This window comes from Paraburkholderia sp. MPAMCS5, from assembly GCF_036016995.1.
GTDB lineage: Bacteria > Pseudomonadota > Gammaproteobacteria > Burkholderiales > Burkholderiaceae > Paraburkholderia.
Genome location: NZ_JAYXBK010000029.1, coordinates 1 through 26,294 on the forward strand (window position 1 = coordinate 1; position 26,294 = coordinate 26,294).

The 26,294-nt window shown below is 60.2% G+C and carries 25 protein-coding genes and 3 pseudogenes; 16 read left to right on the top strand and 12 right to left on the bottom strand.

The genetic code is table 11. The features are described 5' to 3' along the window. Positions 1-118 precede the first annotated feature (118 nt). Positions 119-331: a hypothetical protein gene (locus VOM14_RS30965; protein ID WP_327632516.1), complete on the bottom strand. Its 213-nt coding sequence runs from the start codon at positions 329-331 to the stop codon at positions 119-121. Between the two features lie 168 nt (positions 332-499). Here VOM14_RS30965 and VOM14_RS30970 point away from each other — a divergent pair, with 168 nt between their 5' ends. The 7 genes from VOM14_RS30970 (at position 500) to VOM14_RS31545 (ending at position 7,384) form a co-directional block, all read left to right on the top strand. Further along, the gene (locus VOM14_RS30970; protein ID WP_327632517.1) at positions 500-1,453 is read left to right on the top strand and encodes a hypothetical protein; all 954 of its coding nucleotides are present in this window, start codon (positions 500-502) and stop codon (positions 1,451-1,453) included. A gap of 937 nt (positions 1,454-2,390) precedes the next feature. After that, positions 2,391-2,936, top strand: a complete 546-nt coding sequence (locus tag VOM14_RS30975) for a nuclease-related domain-containing protein (protein WP_327632538.1) — start codon at positions 2,391-2,393, stop codon at positions 2,934-2,936. Between the two features lie 558 nt (positions 2,937-3,494). Further along, positions 3,495-3,953, top strand: coding sequence for a hypothetical protein (locus tag VOM14_RS30980; protein WP_327632518.1), 459 nt, complete (start codon positions 3,495-3,497; stop codon positions 3,951-3,953). A 642-nt stretch (positions 3,954-4,595) separates the two neighbouring features. Next, complete coding sequence (locus tag VOM14_RS30985) at positions 4,596-4,829, top strand: FitA-like ribbon-helix-helix domain-containing protein (protein WP_149674676.1); 234 nt, start codon at positions 4,596-4,598, stop codon at positions 4,827-4,829. Then, positions 4,816-5,235, top strand: a complete 420-nt coding sequence (locus VOM14_RS30990) for a type II toxin-antitoxin system VapC family toxin (protein ID WP_327632519.1) — start codon at positions 4,816-4,818, stop codon at positions 5,233-5,235. Before VOM14_RS30985 ends, VOM14_RS30990 begins: the two co-directional genes overlap by 14 nt. A gap of 939 nt (positions 5,236-6,174) precedes the next feature. Continuing rightward, positions 6,175-6,888, top strand: a complete 714-nt coding sequence (locus tag VOM14_RS30995) for a DUF4396 domain-containing protein (RefSeq protein ID WP_327632520.1) — start codon at positions 6,175-6,177, stop codon at positions 6,886-6,888. Between the two features lie 337 nt (positions 6,889-7,225). After that, positions 7,226-7,384, top strand: a complete 159-nt coding sequence (locus VOM14_RS31545) for a four-helix bundle copper-binding protein (protein WP_377681500.1) — start codon at positions 7,226-7,228, stop codon at positions 7,382-7,384. A 218-nt stretch (positions 7,385-7,602) separates the two neighbouring features. Here the strand turns inward: VOM14_RS31545 and VOM14_RS31005 are convergent, their stop codons facing one another. Beyond that, positions 7,603-8,556, bottom strand: coding sequence for a carbon-nitrogen hydrolase family protein (locus VOM14_RS31005; RefSeq protein ID WP_327632522.1), 954 nt, complete (start codon positions 8,554-8,556; stop codon positions 7,603-7,605). Positions 8,557-8,977: 421 nt separating this feature from the next. Here VOM14_RS31005 and VOM14_RS31010 point away from each other — a divergent pair. Further along, positions 8,978-9,292 (top strand): annotated as a pseudogene (locus tag VOM14_RS31010) (IS3 family transposase); the annotation flags it as partial. Between the two features lie 284 nt (positions 9,293-9,576). On the opposite strand, the gene VOM14_RS31015 reads toward VOM14_RS31010, so the two are convergent. Together VOM14_RS31015 and VOM14_RS31020 are read right to left on the bottom strand one after the other, a co-directional pair. Then, on the bottom strand, positions 9,577-9,957 hold the full coding sequence (locus VOM14_RS31015; protein ID WP_327632523.1) for a type II toxin-antitoxin system VapC family toxin: 381 nt from the start codon (positions 9,955-9,957) through the stop codon (positions 9,577-9,579). Beyond that, positions 9,954-10,160, bottom strand: coding sequence for a type II toxin-antitoxin system VapB family antitoxin (locus VOM14_RS31020; protein ID WP_327632524.1), 207 nt, complete (start codon positions 10,158-10,160; stop codon positions 9,954-9,956). The genes VOM14_RS31015 and VOM14_RS31020 overlap by 4 nt, the downstream gene beginning before the upstream one ends. Positions 10,161-10,562: 402 nt before the next feature. Here VOM14_RS31020 and VOM14_RS31025 point away from each other — a divergent pair, with 402 nt between their 5' ends. Both VOM14_RS31025 and VOM14_RS31030 read left to right on the top strand, forming a co-directional pair. Next, on the top strand, positions 10,563-10,892 hold the full coding sequence (locus tag VOM14_RS31025; protein ID WP_327632525.1) for a phasin family protein: 330 nt from the start codon (positions 10,563-10,565) through the stop codon (positions 10,890-10,892). A gap of 305 nt (positions 10,893-11,197) precedes the next feature. Beyond that, positions 11,198-11,395, top strand: coding sequence for a hypothetical protein (locus VOM14_RS31030; RefSeq protein ID WP_327632526.1), 198 nt, complete (start codon positions 11,198-11,200; stop codon positions 11,393-11,395). 1,310 nt (positions 11,396-12,705) lie between these two features. Here VOM14_RS31030 and VOM14_RS31035 read toward each other — a convergent pair. The 3 genes and pseudogenes from VOM14_RS31035 to VOM14_RS31045 all read right to left on the bottom strand — a co-directional run. Beyond that, on the bottom strand, positions 12,706-13,536 hold the full coding sequence (locus VOM14_RS31035) for a YsnF/AvaK domain-containing protein (RefSeq protein WP_327632527.1): 831 nt from the start codon (positions 13,534-13,536) through the stop codon (positions 12,706-12,708). A 125-nt stretch (positions 13,537-13,661) separates the two neighbouring features. Beyond that, a complete protein-coding gene (locus VOM14_RS31040; protein WP_327632528.1) occupies positions 13,662-14,105 on the bottom strand; it encodes a YsnF/AvaK domain-containing protein in 444 nt (147 codons plus the stop codon). 41 nt (positions 14,106-14,146) lie between these two features. Next, positions 14,147-14,608 (bottom strand): annotated as a pseudogene (locus VOM14_RS31045) (hypothetical protein); the annotation flags it as partial. A gap of 192 nt (positions 14,609-14,800) precedes the next feature. Here VOM14_RS31045 and VOM14_RS31050 point away from each other — a divergent pair. Both VOM14_RS31050 and VOM14_RS31055 read left to right on the top strand, forming a co-directional pair. Then, positions 14,801-15,373 carry a YciE/YciF ferroxidase family protein gene (locus VOM14_RS31050; protein WP_327632529.1) on the top strand — a complete coding sequence of 191 codons (573 nt, stop codon included), beginning with the start codon at positions 14,801-14,803 and terminating at the stop codon, positions 15,371-15,373. A 100-nt stretch (positions 15,374-15,473) separates the two neighbouring features. Beyond that, positions 15,474-15,605 carry a hypothetical protein gene (locus tag VOM14_RS31055; protein ID WP_327632530.1) on the top strand — a complete coding sequence of 44 codons (132 nt, stop codon included), beginning with the start codon at positions 15,474-15,476 and terminating at the stop codon, positions 15,603-15,605. A 351-nt stretch (positions 15,606-15,956) separates the two neighbouring features. Here VOM14_RS31055 and VOM14_RS31060 read toward each other — a convergent pair whose 3' ends face one another. The 3 genes from VOM14_RS31060 to VOM14_RS31070 all read right to left on the bottom strand — a co-directional run bounded on the left by VOM14_RS31060 (position 15,957) and on the right by VOM14_RS31070 (position 17,571). Next, entirely contained in the window at positions 15,957-16,520 is a 564-nt protein-coding gene (locus tag VOM14_RS31060) for an Hsp20/alpha crystallin family protein (RefSeq protein WP_327632539.1), read from the bottom strand. A gap of 171 nt (positions 16,521-16,691) precedes the next feature. After that, the gene (locus VOM14_RS31065) at positions 16,692-17,099 is read right to left on the bottom strand and encodes an Hsp20/alpha crystallin family protein (RefSeq protein WP_327632531.1); all 408 of its coding nucleotides are present in this window, start codon (positions 17,097-17,099) and stop codon (positions 16,692-16,694) included. A 10-nt stretch (positions 17,100-17,109) separates the two neighbouring features. Then, positions 17,110-17,571: an Hsp20/alpha crystallin family protein gene (locus VOM14_RS31070; protein WP_327632532.1), complete on the bottom strand. Its 462-nt coding sequence runs from the start codon at positions 17,569-17,571 to the stop codon at positions 17,110-17,112. A 1,781-nt stretch (positions 17,572-19,352) separates the two neighbouring features. Here VOM14_RS31070 and VOM14_RS31075 point away from each other — a divergent pair. The 3 genes from VOM14_RS31075 to VOM14_RS31085 all read left to right on the top strand — a co-directional run bounded on the left by VOM14_RS31075 (position 19,353) and on the right by VOM14_RS31085 (position 24,026). Continuing rightward, positions 19,353-20,429 (top strand): glycosyltransferase family 4 protein, encoded by a 1,077-nt coding sequence (locus VOM14_RS31075; protein ID WP_327632533.1) that lies wholly within the window; start codon positions 19,353-19,355, stop codon positions 20,427-20,429. A 749-nt stretch (positions 20,430-21,178) separates the two neighbouring features. Beyond that, entirely contained in the window at positions 21,179-21,643 is a 465-nt protein-coding gene (locus VOM14_RS31080; protein ID WP_327632534.1) for a response regulator, read from the top strand. A 370-nt stretch (positions 21,644-22,013) separates the two neighbouring features. Further along, positions 22,014-24,026: an acyl CoA:acetate/3-ketoacid CoA transferase gene (locus VOM14_RS31085; RefSeq protein WP_327632535.1), complete on the top strand. Its 2,013-nt coding sequence runs from the start codon at positions 22,014-22,016 to the stop codon at positions 24,024-24,026. 109 nt (positions 24,027-24,135) lie between these two features. Here the strand turns inward: VOM14_RS31085 and VOM14_RS31550 are convergent. After that, positions 24,136-24,331 (bottom strand): annotated as a pseudogene (locus VOM14_RS31550) (IS256 family transposase); the annotation flags it as partial. Between the two features lie 36 nt (positions 24,332-24,367). On the opposite strand from VOM14_RS31550, the gene VOM14_RS31090 reads away from it, so the two are divergent. Further along, positions 24,368-24,769, top strand: coding sequence for a hypothetical protein (locus tag VOM14_RS31090; RefSeq protein ID WP_327632536.1), 402 nt, complete (start codon positions 24,368-24,370; stop codon positions 24,767-24,769). Between the two features lie 232 nt (positions 24,770-25,001). Here the strand turns inward: VOM14_RS31090 and VOM14_RS31095 are convergent, their stop codons facing one another. Then, entirely contained in the window at positions 25,002-26,135 is a 1,134-nt protein-coding gene (locus tag VOM14_RS31095) for a sensor histidine kinase (protein WP_327632537.1), read from the bottom strand. Positions 26,136-26,294 lie beyond the last annotated feature (159 nt).

A 26,294-nucleotide genomic window follows, 5' to 3' on the forward strand; every position in this document is an offset into this window, starting at 1 on the left:
TTCGTCGACAAATCCAGACCAAGACCAAGCTGCGTCATCATGTTGCCCCTCACCAAATCCGCTCTGTTTCCAGGATAGCTCGGCAGCAACGTAATGTCAGGACTTTTGCAGATCTTCCTTAACGTAACGCCAGCTTCTGTGAGGACACGCCGGAGCTGCTGACAAAGATATGTTTATGCAGCTCGAAGCACTGACCTCGCGGATAGATAGTAGAAGAGCGAGATTTAGAAAGTTCATTCGGCGTCTCCATCATGAGGTCGAAAACGCGTGCCCCCTTGTCGTCCAGGAAGGAGGAGTGCAGCTCATCGACGGCGCGCAGCTTGCGGCTCAAGTGGCGCTTTGAGTCCAGCGTCTTCCGGTTTTTTTAAAGACGGTGTTTTTAACACGCCATTCCGCCGCCATCACGCTCATAACTCGCGTATCGTATTGCTGAGGACGCAGACGGCTGCGACTCAGGACGTGAGACGAAACTATGACCCGTGGTGGACTGCTGCGATCGATGAAGAAACGCAAGTGCGTTCTCACTGCATTTTTATATCGGGACGGGCTCGCTGAAGGAAAGTGGGCGACGCAGAAGGGCGCAGTTGATGCGCTCGGCATCAGTCAGGCGGAACTGTCATTGGCGCTCAAATTGGATGCGCTGCCCGCAGAGCTTGTCGGCTTGTTCGAGTCGCCCGGTGAGATCACGCCTTATTCTGTGAGGGTGATTCGCGAGGTTATCGCGCGCGATGGCCTTGATGTCGTGGTGCAACGGATCGCACAGCATGTTTCAGCTGGCAGCAAGCTCTCAACGAGGGCGGCGCTTGCGACGATAAAAGGGCAAGCGTTTGCGGCCAAGCGCGCGCTGAGCGGTCGCGGGACATCTGAGACGGCAGTCCCGAAAGGGTCGTCCGACTCGCCGAAGGATTTATCAGATCGATATCATCGGGGGGTTATCCAGGGGAAGTGGGCCAATTACAGCGGCTGCGCGCGTGCGCTGGATCTTTCCCGAAAGAACATACGCGATGCGGTGTGCATCACAGCGCTCATGGATAGCCTGCCATATTTCCGCGGTATGGGCGGGGTGACTTTCGTCGTCGGCCGCAAGTTCCTGGCGTTTGAAAAGGCATGGGGCCGACAAGCGCTCCAGCAGCGCGCGAGACATCTTTCTTTCGTAATGAAGGGTGCTTCAATCGAAAATATTCTTTGGGCATTTAACGGCGAGAACGTGCAGCCATCGGACCTTGCTCGTATTCGCATCAGGAAAGGTAGGGGTGCGCGGCAACTCATTATCGACTGCAACCATGCAGACTTCCTTTTCCGATATCGTCGCGAATTCGAATTGGCGATCTGCAGCGTTTTGCAACGACTTACGTTAAGTGGCGAAACTATCGCCATGTTCCGCTGGGCGCGCGACACTCCAAAGTTCAAGGCGGCGTTCGCTAAGGGATACGCCGCGCGACACGGCAACTGAACGAGCAGCGCAGGGCTGCGTGACGGTATCAGCGCATCAGTTCCCGTGAAATTCCAGCGAATGAAAAGAGAGTTCCCGGGCTTCGAGTGTGCCCAGTCTCAACGGTGTCGCAGCGCTTGCGCGCAATGCGCAAATAGTTGATGGTGCCTCCGCTCGCACAGTTTCATGCTGTGGAAGGCACGCAGCCCTTTTTCAATGCTCTGTACGCAAACACTGCGCTCTCGGCGATCCCCGCATCTATGGGACCGGACCCGCTTGCTTCATAGGCGGAATAGCCCTGCTCTTGCTTTTCCACATTCCAGATTCCACTTGCCACTGGTCGCGAATTCATCGCTAACGCCGGGTGCGCCCACGGCCGATAGCCTGGGCGACAACGACGCCGACAACGAGGCCGACAACGACCGCAGGTCAGTCCCTTCCATTTCTCCGCCAGCGTTGTCCTTGACTTTCAACTGCACATGGCACGCTAAGGTTAGTGGAAGTCGTTCTGCCTGGCGCCGTGTCTTATGCTTGCCGCCATTCACTCGAAGGCATGATCGACAACCATTGAAGTGCAGCCTGACGGATAACGCCAGGATTGCGAAATTGGAAGACCTGGTCCGCCAGTTCATCGAAGGCGTGCCCATGTTCGCCGATAGGTCGGATACAGATCGTATCGGATGGGCCGTCCCGCAGAGATCGAGTGTGACACAGTATGTCGCCCGCTGCGATCGCGAAGGTGTCCGCCGGTGAAATTCGCATTACTGATTAAATGGATCAGGCGCCTGTCGTAGATGATTTTTGTGACCAGGGCTCTGCAGTCAACGGAAAAAGGGAAAAAATGGAACACAACAAAGCACTGATCTCTCTTGCGACGAAAGATGCTTCGAATGACGTCTCATGCTTCTGGGACCCAGTCAGCAATTCGCGAAAGTTAAGCAGGGATCCCACTGGGTGGATGACGCATCGACGCCATGTATCTCTGGCGTTAACGAGACGGGTAGCATCGATAATGAAGGAAATGTCCGACGGCGCATGCGTTGTGCGCCGCGGAGTGATACTGGAGCACGCGCCGGGCACGCGAAATCCAGTCACCTGGGTGGATTGTCTTGCTGTTTCTGCGTTCGGGGTATTCGTCATCGATCAGTATGACTGGATGGGAACTGTAACGCGCTCGACGACCGATGATGAGCTTCTTGTGCGCGAAGGTTCTGGCGTCGTCTGTGCTAGGACGTCTCCGTTGCGCCGTGCGAAACCGGCATTGCGACACCTGCGGTCGATACTCGGCGAATTCAACTGCCCGATTGATGGCATCGCAGTATTTGTTGACCTGTATTGCACGCTTGACCCCAGGTTGCCTGAAACCTTGCTGCAAGGCTCCGAACTGCACCATTTTATGCGCACACGGTTAAACCGCTTCCGCGGCGGTCATTGTCGATTTCTCGACGCCAGGATGATAGCCACCCATGTGCAATCGCGCTGCGCAGACTGGGGCAGGGGGTAACCTGACCGATGCGGTTCCCGCAGGCTGATTGGCAAGAGGAAACGCGTTATGAACGTTCAACCCATCGCCCATCGCCCGTCGGTGCCGCGCGCGATGGCGTATATCGAGCGGCGTTGATCGGCCTGTACGCTTTCAACGGAATGCGCTTTTGCACGATGGTGGAAATCGCAACAGGCATGAGTCGCTCCTGGTATCCTCCTGCCATCTCGTTGCGCGCGAAAGACCCCCTTTTTTCGTAGCTTTCCGCCCGACACAGAGCACAGAGGAGGCTATATTTCCTGCACACCCCGCGTTTTAACGCATCGATCCGAACGAGCCGAGCTCCTCCGTGGAGCGCGTCCTCGCTTCCCAGGCCGTCCGTGCGAAAGCACCGCACGGCGTCTCCCAGGGCCATCAGTGCCCGTATTCCCGCAGTTGGGACTCTAGCTCATCGTCTCCTCAGGTCCGGATCGCGACAGCGTTCTCGATGGAACGGCGCTTTTCGCGGGTTGTTAAGTGTCGTGGGCCGACCGGATTTTCGGGCCGGTAATTCAATTAATCTTTGTGAAGGAGTGGTTCATGGAAATTGTCGCTGTTGAACTCTGCTATAAGGACGGCCCAGTTGTTACCGATCACGTTCTGCTCAATCGGGAATCAGCGCAGGTAACGCTGCCACCGCGTTTGTCGTCGATTCTCGCAATTCTCGATCAATTTGGTCACCGTCAATCGTTCGTGGCAGAGTGCGGCGGCGTCCGGTTCCCGGTGGAATGTGACGCGGAACGCGGCTATTTTGTCGACTTCAATCAGGGTTCGCGTTCAAAGCATGCCTTCGGCGTGAGGGATGTCCTTTCACCTACGGTCGAGCAGCGAAAACTCAACGGTCGTTTCGCACATATGCTTAGCGCGGGTGCGTTAATTGGCGCGTGCTTCCTGATCGAGACGGGCGGCGCACTGAGCGGAAAATCTCTTCTCGAACCGATCGTGCTTTGTTTGTCGTCGGTCGCGTTGTTCATCGTTGGGCAACGCTGCTGCCGCTAGTAGCTTGTGAGAGAGGTAATCGTCGATGGTCTAATAGACGCGATGATTGACGCAGTTCCTGATGAGTCTGTACCCGTGCTGCTGACAGGCATGATCGCTGACCGTCAAGCCGCACCCGTGGGTGCGGCTTGCGGCAGTACGGCCGAACCTTATATGCTCTTGAGTTCGGCCCGGCGAGGCGATGCTCTACAGCAATGACGCGAGAATGGGTAAATTCGCGGTGCCTGCCTGAAAAACGGCCGTCTTTTTAGCAAATCACGCGTCGACCCTTACAGCTATTCCTGCTCTGTCTCCGAGGTTCTGCCACGCTTTCGAAATGGCAGGGATCTTTTAGCCGGCCCTCGTGGCCGGCTTTTTTTGGGCTGGCTAGTTTTTTCCGAGGAAGTTCGCCACCGCAGGACTGTCAGCAGCGTTTGCTCATCGTTGAGGGCACGCTGGCGTCTATCGTGAGTGGAATGATCTGATGGAAGTAAGCCTGGCGCCGGACCGTTCAACGCACGCGGTTTGAAGTCATTCTCTGCATACAGACGGAAGATGGGCACCCGGATAGCGCTCGGTCGCATGCCGACTATACATGCTATCAATGATTGTATTTTTCGTGCGAAGTGATAGCATTGATATCACTTAAAGGTGGGGCAAACCATGGCAAATCTTTTGGTGAGAAACGTGGACGATGGACTTGTCCAAAGCCTGCGCGAGCGGGCCGCAGCCCACGGGCGCAGCGCGGAAGCCGAGCATCGCGAGATCCTGGCAAAGGCGCTGCGAGCGCCCCAGCGCAAGACGTTCGCCGAAGTGTTGATGAGCATCCCGAACGTCGGCACCGATGCCGATTTCGCGCGTGTCGATGATGGCGAGGCGGCGAATGTATTTGGTTGACACCAATGTCATCAGCGAAGTTCGAAAGCGGGATCGAGCAGACAGCGGCGTAATGGCCTTCTTCCGAAGGGCGATACAGGATGACGTCGATCTATACCTCTCGGTAGTAACGATTGGTGAACTGCGACGAGGGGTGGAGATCATTCGCCACCGTGGCGACAAGGCGCAGGCAACGCGACTCGAAAATTGGCTCGTGGACGTGCTTCGGGAGTTTGGCCAGAAAATTCTGGCGGTGGACGACGAAATCGGGCAACTATGGGGGCGATTGCGCGTACCTCACCCGGAGCACGCGCTGGACAAGTTGATCGCCGCAACCGCGTTGATCCACGACCTGACTGTGGTGACGCGAAACGTCGATGATTTCGCTAATACGGGTGCCCGAGTGCTGAACCCTTTCAAAGGGTAAGACTGGGATCAGCAACGAGAAATATCGACGCGTGAGCGCCCGCCGCGGCGGCAACAGCGGAGACCACCATGTGGCTCGCCGCGCAGGAAAAAACGGATTCATAACCATCGTCGCTATCGAACAGTCACCCGCGCGTCGCTGGCTGGCGGCATCGTTTCGCCTGGTGGTGAAACTCGAGCAGTTGGTAGTCGGGGTCAGCGTCTTGCTGAAGCTGTTTGACGTTCGCGCGTGGCGGCTATGCCGTGGCGTTCGGTTGTATGTTACCCGGAGCTCGCCGCGTTGGCGTCCTGAGATCGAAGCAAACGGCCAATGCCATCTGGAGCTGACGCCCAGGTCGGCCTTGCTTTGCGACAGAAAAGGCAACGCAGCCCCGTTCTCAATCGTGCGGTCCTCTCGCGCCATTTCTGCCCGCAGCAGGGTCGGCGGCTCATATTGTCTCGCGTGGTCCGCTGGCGGGTACTCAGCGAGGGAGGCCACTACCAATTTCTCTCGCGCCGCGCGATATGGTGCTCCCGTTGACCGCATCCGAATGAGCTTGCCTTGCGCATCGAGATTCCCACGGCGGTCAACGCGCGCGCGTTGATCGCCGTCATCACGGGCTCATGGCCGCCGAACGAGGAACCGTTTTCCACGAACGCTCCAAAAAGCGCGGCAAGCCCTTCATACCTTGCGGTACCGAGTCGGGCGCATGGAGACCCGTCACCCTTGATATTCACTCAACACCCTACCGCGGTTTCCGTGGCGTGATGAAATGCCGCCACTGGGCGGCCGCCAGGGTCTCGCGCGCCTCTTGAGCACCGCGCTGCTTTGTCTCAGTGCGGCCAAGGAGACGACGCTCGGCCAGCCGATTCGACTGACCGGACAACGGCGAACACCCGTCATCGGAACGGAACGCGTCTTGCTGGCCGCTTGGCATTTGTACCACCAGCACCAAAAGAGATGACCTACGGAACCTTTCCACCCTGGCTGAATGCGCTATCGGTCACTTGGCTCATTTTGGGCGCGATATCTGCAGGGGCGATCGTCGTTGACGAGGTTCGACACCCTCAGAAGATGTGGATTATGAACGTCGTCTGGCCCCTCACAGCGTTGATCGGCACAGTCGTATGGGGTGCCGCCTACTACGCGTGGGGACGAAATATCGCTGACGCCGGGCGGAAAGCCGATGAGCAGCCGTTCGCCGTGACGGCGATGAAAGGGACGAGCCATTGCGGTGCCGGCTGTACGCTGGGAGACATCATTGTCGAGTGGTCGGCGTTTGCCTTCCCCGCGTTGGCACTCTGGTTCGGGTGGCATACGGTGTTCAACGAAAAAACGTTTGCCGTCTGGATCCCCGATTTCATCGTCGCCTTTCTGCTCGGCATCGTCTTTCAGTATTTCACCATCAAACCGATGCGAGGGCTGTCGGTAGGCGCAGGTGTGTGGGCAGCCGTCAAAGCTGATATCGCGTCGATCACTGCGTGGCAGGTGGGCATGTATGGACTTATGGCCATCATCCAATTCTTGTGGTTCAAGCCGGCTTACGGGGGGATCGCGAAAGTTGCGAGCCCGGAATTCTGGTTCGCCATGCAACTCGCCATGCTCGCGGGATTCGCAACCAGCTATCCCGTCAACTGGTGGTTAATCCGTTCGGGTGTAAAGGAAAAGATGTAAATCCGCTTCTTCCTGGGTCTTGAAGTGTTTGGGCCACTGCCGCCCCAAACGCCGCACTGCGGCTACGACCGACTGACGTGACGTGGCCAATTGCGGGTACGCGGCCTGCGGCGGTTAGGAGGTCGGCACGCAAGTGCTCGGGCAAATCACAGACATCGTGGAGGATCAAATGGCACACAAGAAACACCAAGCTTGCATTGAGGCCTGCGACGCATGCGCTAGCGCTTGCGACCATTGCGCAGCCGCATGCCTTTCGGAACAAAACGTTTCTGAAATGGCCGGATGCATCAGGACGGACATGGACTGTGCGGACATTTGCCGCCTCGCATCCGCCTTCATGGCTCGCGACAGTAGTCGTGCAAAGGAAGTTTGCTCGTTATGCGCGTCAATATGCGACGCATGCGCCTCTGAGTGTGACAAGCATCAGCACGAACACTGTAAGCAATGCGCAGAAGCCTGTCGGCGCTGCGCAGAACAATGCCGCGCTATGGGGTAATAGCCGGAAAGGTCGCGCGCTTCATCCGGCCAACAGGATGCGTAGCAGCGACGCGGACAGCTCGACGAGACGTTCGACCAGACGGTTGCTATCAGATGTAACCGTCTCGGACGGCGGGCCGTTTCCGCTATGGAAGCGGCCGCCGACGCGCACCGCACGACTGGCAGCAACGGGTCGGCTACGGCCGACTGGCGATTCGCTCAATCCCGCGTTGATCATTAAGAGCCGGTGCCGAATCCATTTTTCTCGAACACGACGGGAGGCGTTGCAGCTTCGTTGACATGCAAACGGAAGATGTCCGGCCGCGCGTAGTGGCCCGCGACGTCAAAGTCATATTTCCCCCGGGCAAGGTCATTAAGGTCAAGGTCGGCCACGAGCACTGCATCCTGCTCAAAGACGGGGCCGGCAATAAGCTGCCCAAGCGGGCTGACGATGCAACTTCCACCGCTCATCAGCACAGTGGACGGATCGTTACCCTGGATTGCGGCATAGTCGGTTGGGCAATCCGATCGGCGCAGGTACTGGCAGGCCGATAACACAAAGCAACGCCCCTCCAAGGCAATATGCTGCATCGAGGATGCCCACGTCGGCCGACTGTCGGCGGTGGGAGCGCAGTAAATTTGAACACCCTTGGCATACATCGCCATACGCATTAATGGCATGTAGTTTTCCCAGCAAATGACTGCGCCGAGCCTGCCGAGCGGCGTGTCGAAAACCGGCAGCGTCGACCCATCGCCATAGCCCCAGATCAGCCTCTCGCCGGCTGTTGGCATCAGCTTGCGATGCTTGCCGAGCATCACACCGTCCGGACCATAAAACAAGGCAGTGCAATACAACGTGCCATGGTCGCGCTCGATTACCCCAATCACGATGTATTGCTCGTGGTCGGCGGCGATCTCGCCCAACCGGCGAGTGCCGGGACCTGGCACATCGACCGCGCTGTCGTAATAACGGCGATAGTCGTCGCGGCCGGCGGCGGTTCTTCCACCAATTGTCGAGCCGAAATCGAGCCCCTTCGGATACGCCGAGACAAACGCTTCAGGAAACACGATAAGCTGAGTCCTCTGTCGCGCGGCGTCGGCGGTAAACATCGCGACTTTGTCGATGGTTCGGTCCGCATCGAAGACGACGGATCCCGATTGCACAACCGCAGCACGTAAATTCTGTTGCATCACAGTTCTCCCAGTAGACGTAGGTCTTGCAATCGAAAACAATTCGGCTTGCCCGGTGATTACCCCACTGTCGTGGCTTGCGGTCCGAGCCCGCTCATCGCAAGCTCGTCGCTGGTTTGAGCTGGATAACTCGCCGATTGCGAACAAGGGCGCCCCGGAATCACGTTCACCACAAGTATAGGTTGCCAGCCGGCAAGGCTTGATGCGGGGTTCATCGGGATAGAGCGAAACGTAGCAGATGGCCGCTCAGGCTTTGGCAAGAGTTTGAACGGCGAGTCCGATGGCTCCGGATACCAATCGCATCGGAAGGAATCCGGCCGAGGATTGGGAGCCGCATCTTCAAGGCCCAGAGGCGCCCGTGACCTCGTCGTTCCAGTAGGGTCGCAATGCCTTGTAGGGATTCCCACCGGAGAGCGACATATATCAGAAGCTCCTTAAACAGTTCTGCATGCAGGCATCAATGAGCAGACGCGGAAATTGCTCCGACAACGCACCCATCGAATTATTCTGGGGTTCACTGAAAAATGAACTCTTCTATCATCGCAAGTTCGCGACCCACGACCAGGCCCAGAAAGAAATCACGGAATACATCGAAATCTTTTATAACCGGCAGCGCACACAGGAGCGTCTGGACTATATGTCGCCGGCCGCTTTCACGCAGCGATTCCATTTGAGCAAAAATCGCTGCTTAACCCGTTGGCGTCCACGGATTCCAACCGACCTCAGTCGCTCCTGAGCCGGTCGCAGTGGCATACGCTATATGGGTCCCGCTGAATTTCTTTCCGCTGACCTGAGGAGCTAGCCCAATGTGAAGCCTTTTTAACATCCGTATGTTAAATAAAAGCATCGTAGACTTTTTAATTAGCGTGACTAAGTAATGCGTGGCATACGAAATCTGCTTTCAGACCAGACACGCGCTCGCAAGGCTCTGCTCAATGGGTGAGCTGTAAGAGCAGGTTGTTGCAACGCGATAGCGCTGATCCTGGAAATACCGAGTGACGTGCCGGATGGATGCCGCGCCTAGTGGACGTCATGCGTATGCGCGATGCCGAGTTCACTCGCGAGCTGGGCGAGTCGTTTATCCAAGGTCCAAAGTGACGCACCTGGAGTCATCAAGGTTGATGCAAGCAGCGTAAGGTCGCTGCTGCCGCAGCCTCGACCGTAAAGTTGTCTTGCCTCGATCAACTCCATCACCTCGGTCCATGTCGCGTGCGTCGTATGTCGCAGCAGCCCGATGTCGTGGAGCGTACGCGCACGAGGCGCAGGAGGCGTGCCGCAGGCGAGCTCCACAAGCACGACTGGATGTGTAAGCGCCTGATCGCTGGTGATCAGTTGGACAAGTCGCGTATTCCCGCGACGGAAATGATCAACCCACACAGATGTATCGAGGAGGACGCTCATTGAGCCGCGGGTTCCGATCGGCGCCGCGGGATGTCGGGCATTCCTGGCCCGGTGCCGCCGAGGGACGCCAGACGCTTAGCAGCCTGGACGCGAACAAAGGTCTGCATGGCTACCCGAAACAGGTCGGCTTTATCCATGTCAGGGTCGGCGAGTTCAAGAGCACGCTCGTAAAGGTTGTCGTCGATCGTAACAGTGGTTCGCATTTCGATCCCAAGTTGATGCGGAATTACATCAAATATAGCATCACGACGCGCTTTGCGCGAGCCGCTGCAGTGCCAGCGCGGCGGCCGTTGCGAGCGGCACGAGTCCGTCGGCAGCCGATACCCATGTGTCGCGCGGCAGCTTTGACGACAAGCTGCCATGTTTGCAGCTGACGCCATGCTCGAGCTTTCCAGTCCGATCACAAGAGGGATGTCATTTCCCAATATTGGGGAAAATCCTTGGCTCATCGCCTTAGTGATCCGACTCAGCAACGTTAGAATAAATGCTCTAACGCCGTGCAAGGCCGCCCGGCAATCCGGCTGCGGTGCGGGAGCGCGTGAGGAATCGCAGTGGCCGCGCTTGTCGCGCGTCGGCGAGAACCGAGAGACAATTAAGAGCACTCTATGCAGATGCCATTCACTCTATCCGTTCCAATTAGCGCGTTGCAGGTGACCGGTCAGCAGATCGGCGCCCTTTGCGCGCTGACGCGGCTGAACATAGATACGTGCAGGTCCACGGTCTCCGGTGCCATGCTGCACTGCGAAACCCAGATGCGCGTCCAGACGCCGGAACAGTTCGTCAGAAGTCAGGCCGAGGTGGTGCCTTGGCTGGCCCGGCGGTTCGCCGGATACACACGTGCCTGGATGGAGATCGCGTCGGAAGCAACCAGCCCACACAAAGTCGCCCACAATCACCACAAGATGCATGCGTCTCGCGGGCACTGCCCCGGCTGAGTTGTCGGTGCGTGCGAAGGGCGTCGACTGCGTCACGAGCGAGGCAGTGCCACTGCCGGTGCAGGCGGACGGCGCGCCTGTGGCCGTGCCTCATGCCGGGGAGATGGCGCGCGAAGTTCTCGCGCGCGCTGCAAAGGCGGCCGCCGACACGGCGAAAAGCGAAAGTACCCGCCCTGCACGTCGCTTACCGACCCGATAAGGACGATCTTCCGCATGCATTGCCGGATTTAGTATTCGCGTCCTGCCGGTGCAGTCGCAACCGCATCCGGCTCCTCGTTCTTCGTTTCCGCCGGGAGGCAGACGACATGTTGAGCGCACATGAAGTGGCTACGTTGTTGTTGTTGAAGGACGCACCGGAACGAATCGCTTCGGATTGTGCAGAGCTTGGCGCGCTCCGCGAACTGCAGTTGATTGCGAACGCGCCTGCTGGCTCAGATTTGCGGCTTCTTCGTGTGACGCCGCGTGGCGACGCCGTACTGCGCGCATTTGCACGGGTTCGTTGACCGGCATACGGTAGCAGAGAACCTGTCGGGACAAGCTTTATTCATTCGGCGTGCCGCGCGGATACACTGGTGGTCATCCGGGCGTGCCTACGGAGGTTGACGTGGACCAATCGTGGTTGGGTACAGCAATGGGTCTGTTTGTGCTTGTGATGGCCGCGTGCGGCGTGATTGCGCACTATCGTCGAGCACGGCACCGTGCGAATCTGCTGCGCAATCTTGATCACCACGACTGGTGCCGCTGGACGCGGTCACGGCATTGAACGTCATGAGCGCTGCCCTTGCCCGCTATTGGCGTTCTTGGCCAACTCTGGCCACGTGAATGTGAATGACCGCGAAAATCGGCGGGCGAAGATGTTGAATATCATCGAGACGCCGATTCGACGGAAGCATTACATCGCGGCGGCCAGACCGTCGTGGCCGGTCTGAAGCTGCCCGCGAGTTTCCCGGTCTCACGCCCGCTTTCCACCGCGCGAGCACATGGTCTTGGAAGACTCGAGGGTAGTGATGCTGGCGCTTGACGCGTCAATGGCGCCGTGGAGCGACAGCACATGCCAGGAACTGCGCCGCAGTGCAGTACTGCGGCAGTGTTGGCATTTTCGAGTCGCCACGGCCTCAAGGTCGATATGCCGGGTAATATTTTGTGTTAGGTATGCTAACTAAGGACGCATTCAAAATCTGTCCAGTCTCTTACAGACAGCGGCGCGTTCACACATATCTTACGGTACGGCGCAGGGATCTCTTCTCAGCGCTTTGCGCGGGTAAGAAGCGTCCGCCCGTAGATTTTTCCCGTTGCCGGCATCTGCCCACGTCAGCGGCACCGAGTGCGCAACCGAAATTACTCAAAACCAGTACGACATCACGGATTCGTTCGTCATGCCTCCCGCACGAGCTTTTCAGCATCGTGGCTGCCGGAAAGCAATTAGCCGAAGGGCCATCCGGCGTCTCGCGCTCCTCCATGTCGTTAGTATCCCTAAGATAGCCTAACAAAAGCATCCTTGTACATCCACGGGCGAACAAGGTATTGCATGGGCCGTGCTTGGAAAGCGTCGGCTTCATCCTGCGCTTTGTTGTGTGCTTCGCACATGAGAGAGCCATCCCCGTCATGGGTGACTCCGTTTCCGGACGCACCCCAAGTAAATGTCGAATGCCGCTGCATATACAAAATCGGCCGCCCTTTCAGAGGCGTGGTGCATGCTGACCTCAGCGATAGACCGCCTCATCATCGCACCCGTGCTGTGCGCCCGCACACGGGGTGAACGAGGGGGCGCCCGGTTGCGTTAAGGGCTGCGCAAGCGGGCGCATTCATGCGGTCAGAGGGGCGTCTTTTTACCGTCAGGCGCAGCCTGGCTGACGCCCTGATTGCCGGGTGTGCGCTCGACTTCCACTTCTGTGCCGCGCACCGTGTCGGTGATGGTCTCGGTGCGGTCTGATTTTTCCTTGCCGACAACCACTTCCTCGACGACCCGGGCGGTCTTGCCGACCACGGCCTGCTCCGCTGTCTCCCGTATCTCGACGGAGGCTTCTTTGAGATCCTCAGCCGTTGCGGGGCGATCGACCGGGCGGCGCTCGACGCTCGCATGCTCTTCACGGAGATTCACGGACTCGCTGACCGGCGTCTCGGTCACCCGCGAATAGACCCGAACGCCGCCGGTCTGCACCGCCCGCTTGCCCACGTCCAGCGATTCCTGCACAACTGGAAACGCCTGGCGCTCCGCTGCTATCTGGTCCGCCGTGTAAGCGGGCGCGTTGCGGTCGTAGCTGGTGTATCCGGCGTCGCGCCATTGGGCTACCCGCGAATCGATGTCAATAGCGCCGGCCGAGTAAAGAGCATTGCGCACGCGCTCCGTTGCTGAGTCGTCTGCGACTTCCACCGAGAGCAATGCGCCGCCGCGACGGACCGCCTCCTGATAGTGGCCGACTTCTTCCGGTCGGTCATCCCCACCGAAAAGATGTTTGAAAAAGTGCTCGATGCGAGCCATCGCGCCTTCGTGTGCCTCGCCGGCTGAGCGGTCTGCCGCGACTTCGCGTGTGTCGGTGTCGGTCGAGATCGCCGGACCTGTGTCATTTGCATGCACGGACATAGCCGTGCGCGGAATGCCTTCCGCTTCCAGCCGGTTTTTAGCGAGTTCGGCATCCTGCATGGTATTGAACACACCGATGAGAGTCTGAGTCATTGCAAAATCTCCTTGAGAGAAGGGTACGCAAGCCGGAAGTGAAGCGCGTGCGATGATCCGCGCAACAGCCGTTCCAGCCCGTACCCCTCAGTTCACTCAGGCTCGCGCTTCCAGTCCCCGTCAAGGCCTTCGCGCCGTTCAACGATAATTTCTTCGGAATCCACAGTAACGTCATGAGCCACATCCCGATGCGTCTGCGTCGTCTTCACGTGCACTTCTTCTTTCAACGTCAATTGCATTTTGACAACTGGGATGTACTCGTAGACGGGAATGATGAGCGTATCGCCTTCGCGTCGCGGCTCGCTTCGCTCGTCTACCGGGCGATTCCAAGCGACGCGCGTGACCTGGACCTGCTCGGCGCTTAGTCGCATGACGAGGGGTTGGACTTCTTCGTGCACAACCTTGCGCACACGCACCGCCCCGGTTTCGGTCTCTCTCACGCGAACCGTGAGCTTTTCTTCAACGGCCGCTACGCGGACCTGTTCGGCAGGTTCCGCGGGCGGAACTGCATTGCCGTGCGTTTCATCCTTGTTCATCGATTGCTCTCGTTGCCAGGATGGGATGCGGTGGCGCCCGCTCAGAGCGGGGCGCCCCCTCTGACTGTGCGGCTGCGGCCCAAGGCGGCGTCGCGCTCGGTTGATGAGCCGCCGCCTTCCTCGAACGGCGGTTGATGACGGAAACCCGCGCCGCCTGAAACGATTGCGATAATCGCGCCGACGACGAGCGCAGCGAACGAGAACCAGCTTGCACGGGCGACGCCGCGCGCGGCCGTGTCGGCCGCCTGGCGCGCGTTCTGTTCAACATCCGGGCTTGAGGCCGCCGATGCCGCCGATGCAACGGCGGCCTGCACCTGCTGCTTCGCGGAGTCGATCAACGGATTGCCGGCGCCGGATTGATTCGCCGCGGTCGCGCCGACTTGCGCCCCGGTCGCCGCGATGCTGCTCGCCGTGCTGACCGCGCCGGTGACAAGCGATGTCATCCCGTAGACGATCAGCAGCGTCATCACGGCCCACGACAGAAGCCCGTGGAGCCATCCGAGAGTGAATGCCGGCGCGTGACTGCGAGCATCGGTTGCGCGAGCTCGACGCGCTCAGTACCCTCATGCATATCGATGCAAGCGGTCCCCTGCTCTCCAGCGGTGCGCCGAGTGGCCACAACTTTCGCCCCCCGCGGCAGGCGGGCACACCGGTTGCGCCGCTGCAGACTCCACTCACCGTATCAGGAGGCCCCCATGACACAGCGGAAAACCGTCGATGATCTGTTTATTCACATGCTTTCCGATATCTATAGTGCGGAGAAGCAATTAACCAAGGCCCTGGCGAAGCTATCCCGCGCCGCTTCCGATCCGCAATTGAGTGAAGCATTCAAGGCGCACCTGGAAGAAACGCAAGGCCAGGTGGAACGAATCGATCAGGTTGTCGAAATGTGCGACGTTCGTTTGAAAAGAATGAAGTGCGTCGCGATGGAAGGGCTGATCGAAGAAGGTCAGGAACTGATCGATGAAATCGAGAAGGGGCCGGTTCTGGATGCCGGTCTTGTGGCCGCGGCGCAGAAGGTCGAACACTATGAGATCGCTGCATACGGCAGCCTGTGCGCCATTGGCAAACAACTCGGTTTCGCCGAAGGCGTGAAGCTGCTGCAAGCAACGCTCGAGGAAGAGAAGGCAACGGACCTGAAGCTTAGTGAATTTGCTGAAAGGGCGGGCAACCAGAAGGCTACGCAAGAGGAGGATGGCGAGGAGGAAACGACACGAAAGAGCGGCGGCAAGTCGAAGGGCGGTCAGGCGAAAGCGGAACAGACCTGAGCGAACGTATGCAGCTATGCCAGATCCGGAGCGCGCAAGCGCTCCGTCCACGCCCTGCGTTGATCAGGCGAGAGAAGAAGACATAATGGGGGAGGGTTTCATGAAAAAAGCTTTCGTCGTCTCACCGGCTTCTGATTTTCTTTATCTCGCGTTTCCCGACGCGTTCGGCCAGACCCAAGCAGCGTCGAGCACCGCCACGAATCAGTTAGCCGGAGGGGCCAAGGGGTTTTAACCGCTCGGGCGGACGCGCAGCGCTGCGGTCTGTGACGGGGCCGCGACCTTCCGCGATTTGTACCATGCGCAATCGCCGAAATAGAGGCGTTGACAGCGTGCGCCTTGGGCAACTCCTCACCAATCTGCTCAAGAATGCGATCGACCATGGGCGGCCGGACGGCGTCATCACGGTGAAGACACACGCGACCGACGGCGCAGTGCGCGCACCACGCCGGCTCCCGACTGACATGCCGTCGCGGCGCTTCGCCCGTTTGGGGTCAGCAGTGACCGACGGCGATTCGAAGTTCGCTGCCCTACCAGGTGGACTAATGGCCGTTCCGCCCGGTCCGTACGGGGGAACGGCCTGCCACTAGCCGATATCGATCGTGCGGCTCGCCGGTTGCGACCGCTCGGATTTCGGTACAGTCAGCGTCAGTACGCCGTTGTCGAACTTCGCCAGGGCGTGGTCGGGGTCGGCGTCTTCCGGCATCGGGATCCTGCGCACGAAGCTGCCATGGGCGCGCTCCAGCCGGTAGCAGCCGTCTTCCTCGTTGCGCACGTCCTGTTTTTTCTCGCCGCGCAGCGCGAGCGCGCCGTCCTCGACGGTGACGCTCAGATCTTCGCGCGCCATTCCCGGCAGTTCGGCGGTTACACGCAGTACCTTTCCCTCATCGACGACGTCGATGCGCGGCTGGAAGCGCGAAGAGCTGAAATCGCCAAACCATCGTTCGAGAGCACTGCGTCCGGCGAGCGGATCATGAAAGAACTCTTCGACGGCGCGCCACGGTTCCCGCGTGAACAGCCTGGGAATGTCCGGCCATGGGCCGCGCCACTGTTCGGTCCCCGGCGAAGCTTCCGGGCTGTCCGCGCCGGACTTGCGCTCCGCACCCCGAAGGAACCTGAAGGGAACCCACTTCTTCGGATCGGTGTTCATCATTTCCTCCTCGATGGTCTGGCAGGGGGAGCCAGACGGTCATTTCACTGAAACCACGAAGCCGCCGCCTGCCTGCACCCAATATGTTGTATGCGGGCGCAGCAGTCAGCGGTGACGGCCAGCCGGCCGCCTCCCGAGCTTCTCCCTGTCGTTGCTGCCCGCGTGCCAAATTCAGTCAGAACGCACTTCGATCCGGCGCGGCCGGGCTTCGTCGCGGCGCGGTATCGTCAGCCTCAGCACGCCGTCCTTCAGGCTTGCATCAATTTTTGACGCGTCGAAGTCCGCGCCGAGCGAGAACGCGCGTGCGAAGTGCGGCTGGCGTATCTCCGCGTGCTGCAGCCGCAGCCCTGTTGGCATGGGGACCACCGCCTCGGCCTCGATGTACAGGTTGCCATCGTGTACCTTCACGTCGAGCCGGTCCCGTGTCACGCCGGGCAAATCCGCCCACAGGGTCACGCCCTGGCTGTTCTCAACGATGTCCACGGCTGGCGTAAGCGTCAGCCGGCGTTGTGATGGGCCGTTTTCACGCTGGGCGACTGCGGTTTCGTTTTCCCTGGCAACTTCTCTCGTCTCGTTCATGATGACCTCCTCAATTCTGCGACGGGTCGGACCGGATGGAGATGGCTCGCGGCTTTGACGCCTCGCGTTTGCCGATGCTCACAGTCAGACAGCCATTGGTGTAGTGCGCCTCGACCTTGTCGGGATCCGCGTGCAGGGGCAGTTCAACGACGCGCCGGAAGACGCCGGCGAACCGTTCCCGCGCATAGCTACGCGTGTCGTCGCCGGCGTCGTCCGGCTGTACCGGAACCCGCTCGCCGCTGATGCTGAGCAGCCCCTTGTCGATTGAGACGTCGAGGCTCGCCGGATCGACTCCCGGTGCGAAGGCGACAATCTCGATCGAGTCGTCGGTCGAACCGATATTGAGCTGCGGGAAGGCGCCGGAGCGCCCGGAACGGATGCTTGACGGGAAGCCGCCGAAGAGCCCCGCCATCTGTCGTTGCAGACGGTCGAACTCGCTGAACAGGTCGGTCCCGAAGTAGAGATCACTCATGGTCGTTTCCTCCTATCAAACCAGCAGGAAGACGGACCGGCCTACGCGCTCCAGTCCGTCTGCCATGCTGCGGCAAACAAAGCGAAACACGCAGCGCGCCGGACTGCTGGCGCGACTGCCTGAGCGAAATTGAAGATAGGACGCCAAATGGAAATTTCAAGGGCCTACGGAAATTTTTCGTTCCGCGATTGCGCTGAGCGCATCCCTGTCTTCACGACGCCTTTGACGGACAAGGCGAGGACTCCATTTCCACTACGACTGGGTGAGCCCACGTGACCGTGGTAACGCAGGAGGAGGCCGATCTGCACCTGGGCGCGTACGGGAGGATGCCGGCTGACAAGCCCGGTCGCCTGCCACCGGGTCCAGTGACGCGTCGCGGCCGGCATTGAACGGTTTATGGCAAGGACGACCGGATCGCGCCGGTTATGGGTAGTAACTGGAGATTTGCAGGGGCGCTGTGCCGTGCCCAAAAAAATATATGGTCACCCCCGTTTTTGCAAGCTTGACTTTTGACGTTGTGGTTGGCTTGCCTAAATCTATCCGGCGTCGTTGTGGGGATTGCTCCCCGCGCCACGATGAGAGTCGCGCCCGATGGTCCTAAAAGCCACCCGGCTTCGCGAGCCGGTTTTTTTACCAGGTTGTCCGTCAGGCCGGTGTGCCGTTCACGTCATCAAATTTCAGCGATCGCAAAACCAGGTGGGGTGTTCAGTACAGCGGTAAGCGGGGCCGGCTGATCAGACAGGCGTAATAGCCGGGGGGGGGCCATCTCATTAGCCACGCGCGACAAGTCGCGAGTGGCGACAACAGTGGAGGCGACGTAGTCGATGCAGGCTACGGCTTTCGCGGCGGTACATTGCCGGGGGCACCGCGATTGTCTGGCCGTGGCTGGGAACTTCTATCGTCTGCCCTGGAGCCCCGCCCCCCCATGTTGTCGTCCAAGGCCTGGTTCCTGGTTGGCGCGGCATGTGGCGCTATACGATTTAAGGTTTGCAGTTGGAGCAGCTTCAGACGCTGGCTGTTCCCGTCTGCCTGGCTCGTGTTCGCCACGCAGCATATGCATATCACGCCGAGCATCGGCGCCCATCTGGGGATCATGGTCATTGGCGTTTCCCTCCGGGCGGCGAATCACACGGCGCGTGTCGGGTAGTGCGTCGGGATCCTCGCAAAAGCTTGCGGCTGGCTTCGGCAGCGTCCGCAGAAATATGCAAATGCGGGGGCTTCGAGGCCAGTTCGTCAGTCCAGGATTCTTCCGGGAGCATGGGTTCATGATAGCGCGGCAGTCGGCCGGCCGCTGCGCGTTAGTCGACGTTCATGCAATTCGGCATGGCCTCGCGCAACAAATGGATCCTGCCTCCATCAGGACATTTCACATGCCGCAATCCGCCGGCGAAATGCAGCGCGGTATGCGCCTTGCTCGACTGATCGGACGAGGTCGCCTTCGGCTCCGCTGAGCGAAAGAGAGTGCTTGCCGGACATTCTGCCGCTGAAACGGCAGTGAAATTTCAGACGAAAACGTTGAAGGCAAGGACAACGAAACGATCGGAAAGGATAAACGGTGGCAGGAAGCAGGGGGCGAGAACGATGCGCAGCCTATCGCATCCCGGTGTGCAAGCACGCGGGCAGGGCGAGGAAGCGGTCAATGGCGCAACGGAAAACCGGTTTTGACGATTGGTTGTGAGGCGTGCAGGAAGACGCGTCGGCAAACAATGCGAGGAGCCCACTGGGGGCGTCGCTCGCAGTGGGCTGATGGCGGCTTTGCGCCGGAAACAGGGAGACGATGAATGCGGATCGCGCAGATCGCGCCGTTGTATGAAGCCGTGCCGCCGCGACTCTACGGCGGCACGGAGCGCGTCGTGTCCTATCTGACCGAGGCGCTGGTGGATCTCGGACACGACGTAACCCTGTTCGCGAGCGGTGACTCCTGCACCCGGGCGCGGCTCGAGCCGGTCTGGCCGCGCGCAATGCGACTCGATCCGTCGATTGCCGATACGCTGGCCCCGCATCTGCTGATGCTGGAAAAGGTCAGGCGCGTTGCGCACCGGTTTGATGTACTGCACTTTCACCTCAGCTATCTGCCGTTTCCGACGTTCTCGCAGCTGGTCGTGCCGTTCGTCTCAACGCTGCACGGCCGTCTGGATCTGCCGGAGCTGCAGCCGGTGTTCGACGCGTTTCCGAATGCGCCCGTGGTATCGATTTCGGCGTCGCAGCGTCTGCCGTTGCCGCAGGCGAACTGGCTCGGCACCATCCATCACGGTCTGCCCGCGCACCTGCCCGCGCACCTGCCTGCGCTGCAGCCGGCGACGGGTCCGGGCTATCTGGTGTTCCTGGGCCGGATCAGTCCGGAAAAGCGCGTCGATCTGGCCATCGAGATCGCAGCGAAGGCGAAGCGGCGCCTGAAGATTGCGGCAAAGGTGGGCGAAGCGGACGAGCCGTACTTCAGAAGCCAGATTGCGCCCCTGCTGGCACAGCCGCATGTCGAGTTCGTCGGGGAGATTGACGAAGCGCAGAAGGCCGGTTTTCTGGCTGGTGCGAGTGCGCTGCTGTTCCCGATCGACTGGCCCGAGCCGTTTGGCCTCGCGATGATCGAGGCGATGGCGTGTGGCACGCCGGTGATCGCGTTCAACCGCGGGTCGGTGCCGGAGGTGATCACCGACGGTGTGACCGGCTACATCGTTGAGGACGTCGACGGCGCGGTCCGTGCACTGACGCAGCTCGAGTCGCTGTCACGCAAGGAGATCCGTGAGCGGTTCCTGTCCCGCTTTACGTCGAAGCGTATGGCGCAGGAGTACACGGCGCTCTACGGCGCGCTCATCCGCTCGGAAGGGCGCCCAGCGTGGCGGTCGGTGAAGGGGCCGTGACCCTCACTCGCCGGGTATGCCGGGACCGCGCGACGAGCGTCTCGTGCGTTTTGTCGGGGGCGGCCCCGTGCGGGCGGTCCCGGAGCATGCGCCGCGCACGCCATGACGCGGTGCCTCCAGACAGGCAGGTGAAGGTACCTTGAAAGCGATGCACATGGACACTGAGCGCGGCTAGGGCAGCCCCGGCAAGGGGCGCCGCGCCAGCGACGGGGGCGCCGCCGGATATTTCACCTTCTTCCGGACGGGGAAGTGCAGGATCTGGACCCTGAGGTAACGGAGCATCTGCAGCCGGCCGCAAGGAAAGGGGCCGCTGGACTCACTCGGGAACGCCTTATGACCGGAACCCGGGCGCGGCACAGCAATTGCGCACAGTCGACTCAGGGAAAGGCGATCGCAACGCCAGGTGGTACGCAGGCATACCGTGGCGCGAACGGGCTTCCCGCAGAGCTGGCGCGAGACAAGGGACGGCCACACAGCCACCCGCGAAAGCCGGCTAGCGTTGGCGCAGGTGATGCTCGCAGGGCGGGATTTGCCCGAGGCCGGAAGGCGCAGAAAGGTTGGCGACGTTGGCGGTGATCGATCGCGGCAATCGACAGCGCGGAAGCGGGCGGCCCAATATACGGGGGCGCGTCTGCTAGCCGCTTCATCATCAAAGCGATGGCCCCATCGAAGCCTCCGGAGTGACGTCGCCGGTCACCGTGCAGCGCCGACGCTGGCTGCAGCCAACACAAGTTCATGCGAGTTGAAAGGTGGCAAACGTACTGCTGGTCGACGATGACCCGGAAAACCTCTGGTCCCTGCAGGTCGCGCTGGAGGGCGATGGGCACCACGTAAGCGTCGCGGGCGACGCCCGTCGTGCAATGGACTTGCTGCACCGCGAGCGCGTCGAGTTCCTCATCACTGACTATGAGATGCCCGATATCGACGGAGCGCAGCTATGCCGCTGGGTACGCGCACAACCCGCCCATCATGACATGCCGATCATGATGCTATCGGCGGCGCCCGAGCCGTCCGGAGCGCCTCGATGGTGGACGCGCTTTCTTCGCAAGCCCGCCAGCATTGACCAGCTGACCGATGCAATCAATGCCCACGTCGCGGTCCGACTGACGACTGAAGCGCGTCCGCGGTGTCACGCATCGAGGTACGCACTCCTGAAGTGTCAGTATCCTGCGGTGTCCCGTTGGGCGGCGGTGAACGCCGATTGCTGGCCGTAATGCACTTGCACTAGGGCAGTCGGCATGCACCGTGCGCGAGACCATAAGCGGTACCCGGACGCTGTGGCGAAAAGACTTGGGGGCTGTACCTGGCTGGGCTTAGGAACCTGTTAAGCGGGGAGCTGGTTGGCTATGCGATAAGCGAGCGTATGACAAAGCATTCGTTTTTGCGGTGTTAGCAAGCTGTTCGAAACCGGTCCGTCACGACGAGCAGCGCGGCGTGACGGCCTTTCGCTCATAAATCGTGACGGCCCGCTTGCGGCTTGTTAAATTTCTTCCTGACTCAGCGTGAGGCGAGCGGGTATCGGACCGTTGCCCGCCCGCGTGCGGCCGTGGCGAAAGTCGCGGCAATCGCAAGCAGGGAGGCGGTATGCATCCGGTATTCCAATACCCATTTCCAGTCGCTGAGCGCAACCTCGCTCGCGACAAGGTGGTCAGCGCTCGTGCCGCGGTCGAATTGATCCGACCGGGCGATACGATTGCGACGGGCGGATTCGTTGGGGTGGGATTCGCCGAGGACGTCGCAATCGCGCTCGAAGAGCGCTTCTTCGAGGCGAACGCAACCGCTGGCCGCGATCCAGAGTCTTCGGCCAGGGCCGACCACAAGAGCGCGCATCTCGACCTGACGCTCGTCTATGCGGCGGGCCAGGGTGATGGCAAGGCTAAAGGCCTCAATCATTTCGCGCACGAAGGGCTCGTGCGCCGCGTAATCGGCGGGCACTGGGGGTTGGTGCCGAAGCTCCAGCAGCTTGTAATCGAAGGCCGCATCGAGGGCTACAACCTGCCCCAAGGGGTGATCTCACATCTGTTCCGCGATATTGCCGCAGGCAAGCCGGGCCATCTGTCGACGATCGGCCTCGACACGTTCGTCGATCCCCGTCACGGCGGCGGCAAGCTGAACAGCCGCACGACTGAAGACCTCGTCAAGCTGATGCAGGTGGACGGCGACGAATACCTCTTCTACAAAACCTTCCCGATCAACGTCGCGATCATTCGCGGCACCACCGCTGACGCTAGCGGCAACATTACGATGGAACGCGAGGCGCTCACGCTCGAGTCGCTCGCCCTCGCAATGGCAGCGCGCAACTCGGGCGGCATCGTGATCGCCCAGGTCGAGCGGCTCGCCGATGCGAATACGCTCAATCCGCGGCAGGTGAAGGTGCCAGGCATCATGGTGGATTGCGTCGTCGTCGCGCGGCCCGAGCATCACTGGCAGACCTTTGCCGAACCGTATTCGCCCGCGTTCGCGAGCGAACTTCGCGTGCCCGCGAGTTCGCTGCCGCCCATGGCGCTGACTGAGCGCAAGGTGATCGCCCGCCGTGCGGCGATGGAACTGATGGCTAATAGCGTCGTGAATCTTGGCATCGGCATGCCGGAAGGCATTGCCAGCGTCGCGAACGAAGAGGGCGTGATCGATCTGTTCACGATGACGACCGAGCCCGGCGTGATCGGCGGCATTCCGGCGGGCGGGCTCAATTTCGGCGCCGCGACCAATACACAGGCGATCATCGATCAGCCGTACCAGTTTGACTTCTACGACGGTGGTGGGCTCGATGTTGCATTCCTCGGCCTCGCACAGGCCGACCGCAAAGGGAATCTGAACGTCAGCAAGTTCGGAGCGAAGCTCGCGGGTGCGGGCGGCTTCATCAACATCAGTCAGAGCGCGAAGCGCGTCGTGTTCGTCGGCACGTTCAATGCGGGAAATCTGGATGTGTTTATCGAAGACGGGCGTTTGCAGATCAGGCGCGAAGGCACGTGCCTGAAGTTCGTCGATGAAGTCGAGCACCGGACGTTCAGCGGCGAATATGCGGCGAAGCGCGGACAGCCCGTGCTCTACATAACGGAGCGCTGCGTGTTTGCGCTCACGCCGCGCGGTCTCGAACTGACGGAAGTCGCGCCCGGCATTGACGTGCAGAATGACATCGTCGGCCAAATGGGTTTCGCGCCGATTATCGAGCAGACGCCGCGTCTGATGGACGAGCGCATTTTCCGCGCAGCGCCGATGGGCTTGCGCACGGTGATGCTTTCGCTGCCGCTGGAAGAACGCTTCAATTACGACGCCGGGAAGAACATGTTCTTCGTCAACTTCGAGGGCCTAGAGGTGAGGTCGCAGGATCAGATCGACGCGATCCGGCAGCATGTTGAGTCGCGTCTAGCCGGCTTGCCGATCAAACCGCAGGCCGTCATCAACTACGACAACTTTTCGATAAACCCGGAGTTGATCGAAAGTTACTCGGCGACAGTAACCAGGCTCGTGAACCAGTTTTACGCGGGTGTGACGCGCTATACGACGAGCAGTTTTCTGCGCATGAAACTTGGGGACGCACTCGAGCAGCGGGAAGTGGCGCCGTACATCAATGAGCGGCCATTGGACCGGGTGTAATGAGCATGCTGCTCAGGCCGGAAGTCGGCCAGGCATCTGCCCTCGGGACGCCGCTCGACGGTAGGTTCAAATATTCGTAGATATAGACCTTGAGCCTCGAAGCCGGGTCTTCCAGGTGAGGTATCAGCTCCGCTGCCAGCATGCGCAGCCAGTTGCTTCTTCACTTGTTCGGACATGGCCGATTCGCCGAGAACCGGCTGCGTATCTTGGTTCTGAATCTGTGCCAGCATTTGGTCGATTAGTCATACAGGGCAGCTTCAGCGCCGTGGGTTCTGGCTCTTCCTGGCCACAGTTGTTTCGGTCATAGGGCGTGGTGTCCGGCCTCGTCTCATGAAGCGGTCTTGTCCGCAATTATCCAGACCGCCAGGCAGTGGGAAGAGCATCAGGACTCGATCCTGCTGTCCATGGGACAATGTGCGAAGCGGTCAGCTTCGCAAAGCCACGTCGCACCCTTCAAAGTCATTGGTGTGAAGGGATTCTTCAACAACTTACTTCAACAGGCGTTAAAAGTGAGCGATATTGACGAACTTATGCGCCAGCTCGAGGTGGCCAGCGTACAGGTGAGGGTGCGTCGGGCTGAAGTGCGGCGGTATCGGGCATACATCGCGCTTCTTGAGCGGCTGGCGGCAGATACATACGTACAAAGGAACGAACTCGCCGTCCTGGAGGGAGAGTGGGACAGATGGGAAACGCTGCACCGCGGCGTTTCCGGACTGCTTCTTTCCTGCATGCAAGGGAGGTAGACGATCACTGCCCTGCATGCTGGGAGATTGAAGTCGCTGGTAGTTTAAGATGTCGGTCCGTGCCGATGCAGCCCATCGCCCGCGAACATTCACGTGGTGTCCGCCACTCACGAGTGACGCTCGTAAGGACCAGAGGCATTCCGGGTCGTCGTCGACCAGCAGCAGATTCGCCACGTCGGAACCGCGTCGCCGAAGACCACCGGGGTTCAACGCGCTGGGACGACCGTCTGGTTTATTGCGGTGTGGCAGCCCGCGGCAGTGATACCGAGAACGAAGTGTCCTTTTCATCCGAGCGCGCCTGGATCTCACCGTGATGAGCCCTGGCGATCTCGCTGGCAATGAAAAGACCCAGTCCGAGGCTTCCTGCGCTGTCCTCGCGTTGACCCCGTTCATCTCGTCCCCGGGTGAGCGGATCGAAGACGCGAGCGAGCGTTGCACGATCGATAGCAGGTCCAGTGTTGATGACGTCGACGCGTACGTTCATTGGATCGCCCGTCACTTCCACTCGCACTGGAGCGTCCTGCGCCCCATATTTGATGGCGTTGATGACCAGGTTCTGCAGCAGTTGCTGCATGCGATGGCCGTCCCAGAGGCCCCGCAGCTCGCCGCTCACCCGCAATTCGAGTTGCCTGTCGGGATAGAGCGCGCGCAACTCATCCAGCTCATCGGTGAACAGGTCCGCTAGGTTGACGTCCGCCGGTACCACGTTGATGCCCAGGCCCAGTTTGCTGCGGTTGAAGTCGGTCAGGTCATCCAGCAGCGCCTGGATCCGGGCGCCACTGCGCACTAGCCGGCCGGCGGCGTCCGACACCCGCTCGCCCGCATTCAGGGCTGCGAGATAGGACGCAGTCACCTGGATGGCCTGAAGCGGGCTGCGCATGTCGTGCCCCAGCATGCCGAGCAGGAGATTCCGGCTCTGCTCAACCTCGGCGCTGAAGAAGGTGACCGATTCCGCGAGCGCCTGATCGATCGCCTCGTTGAAGCGGACTATATCGTCGAGATCGGGGGCTTCGGGCGCGCAATCGTCCATCCACAGGCGAAGGACGCTTGCGCGCAGTGCGCGATATTCGGCAGTGAGCTCGCTAATCCTGAAGCCGGCCCGTGCTCTCAGCAGGGCGTGCGTTTGCGCGGCGGTTTCAGCGGCGTCGATCGGCGCGGGGGCTCGCCCGAGCGACTTCTCCCGCTGGGCTTCCCGGGTTTGCGATGTGCGCAGGTCTTTGGCTATCGCAAGCAGAATCTGCTCTGCGTGATCGCGCAGCTCCAATGGTTCCATCCGGGCCGCCGCTGGCAGAAGGGTGGCGGCGAATGCTTCCCACTGCACGAGAACGGGCTCCCTTTGATGCTCGATAAAGTCAGCAAGCCGCATTTCTGAATTTCCACTGTAGAGATCGGGGTCTTAGCGCCAGCCCTTTCAAGGTCTTGATCAAGATGTCCCGCCTTTGGCGCGTTTAAGCAGGCGAGCGGTACTGTGATGGGCGCGGGCTACCGCGCCTTCGACATAGGGTGCGGGTTTGCGGGTCTTGGG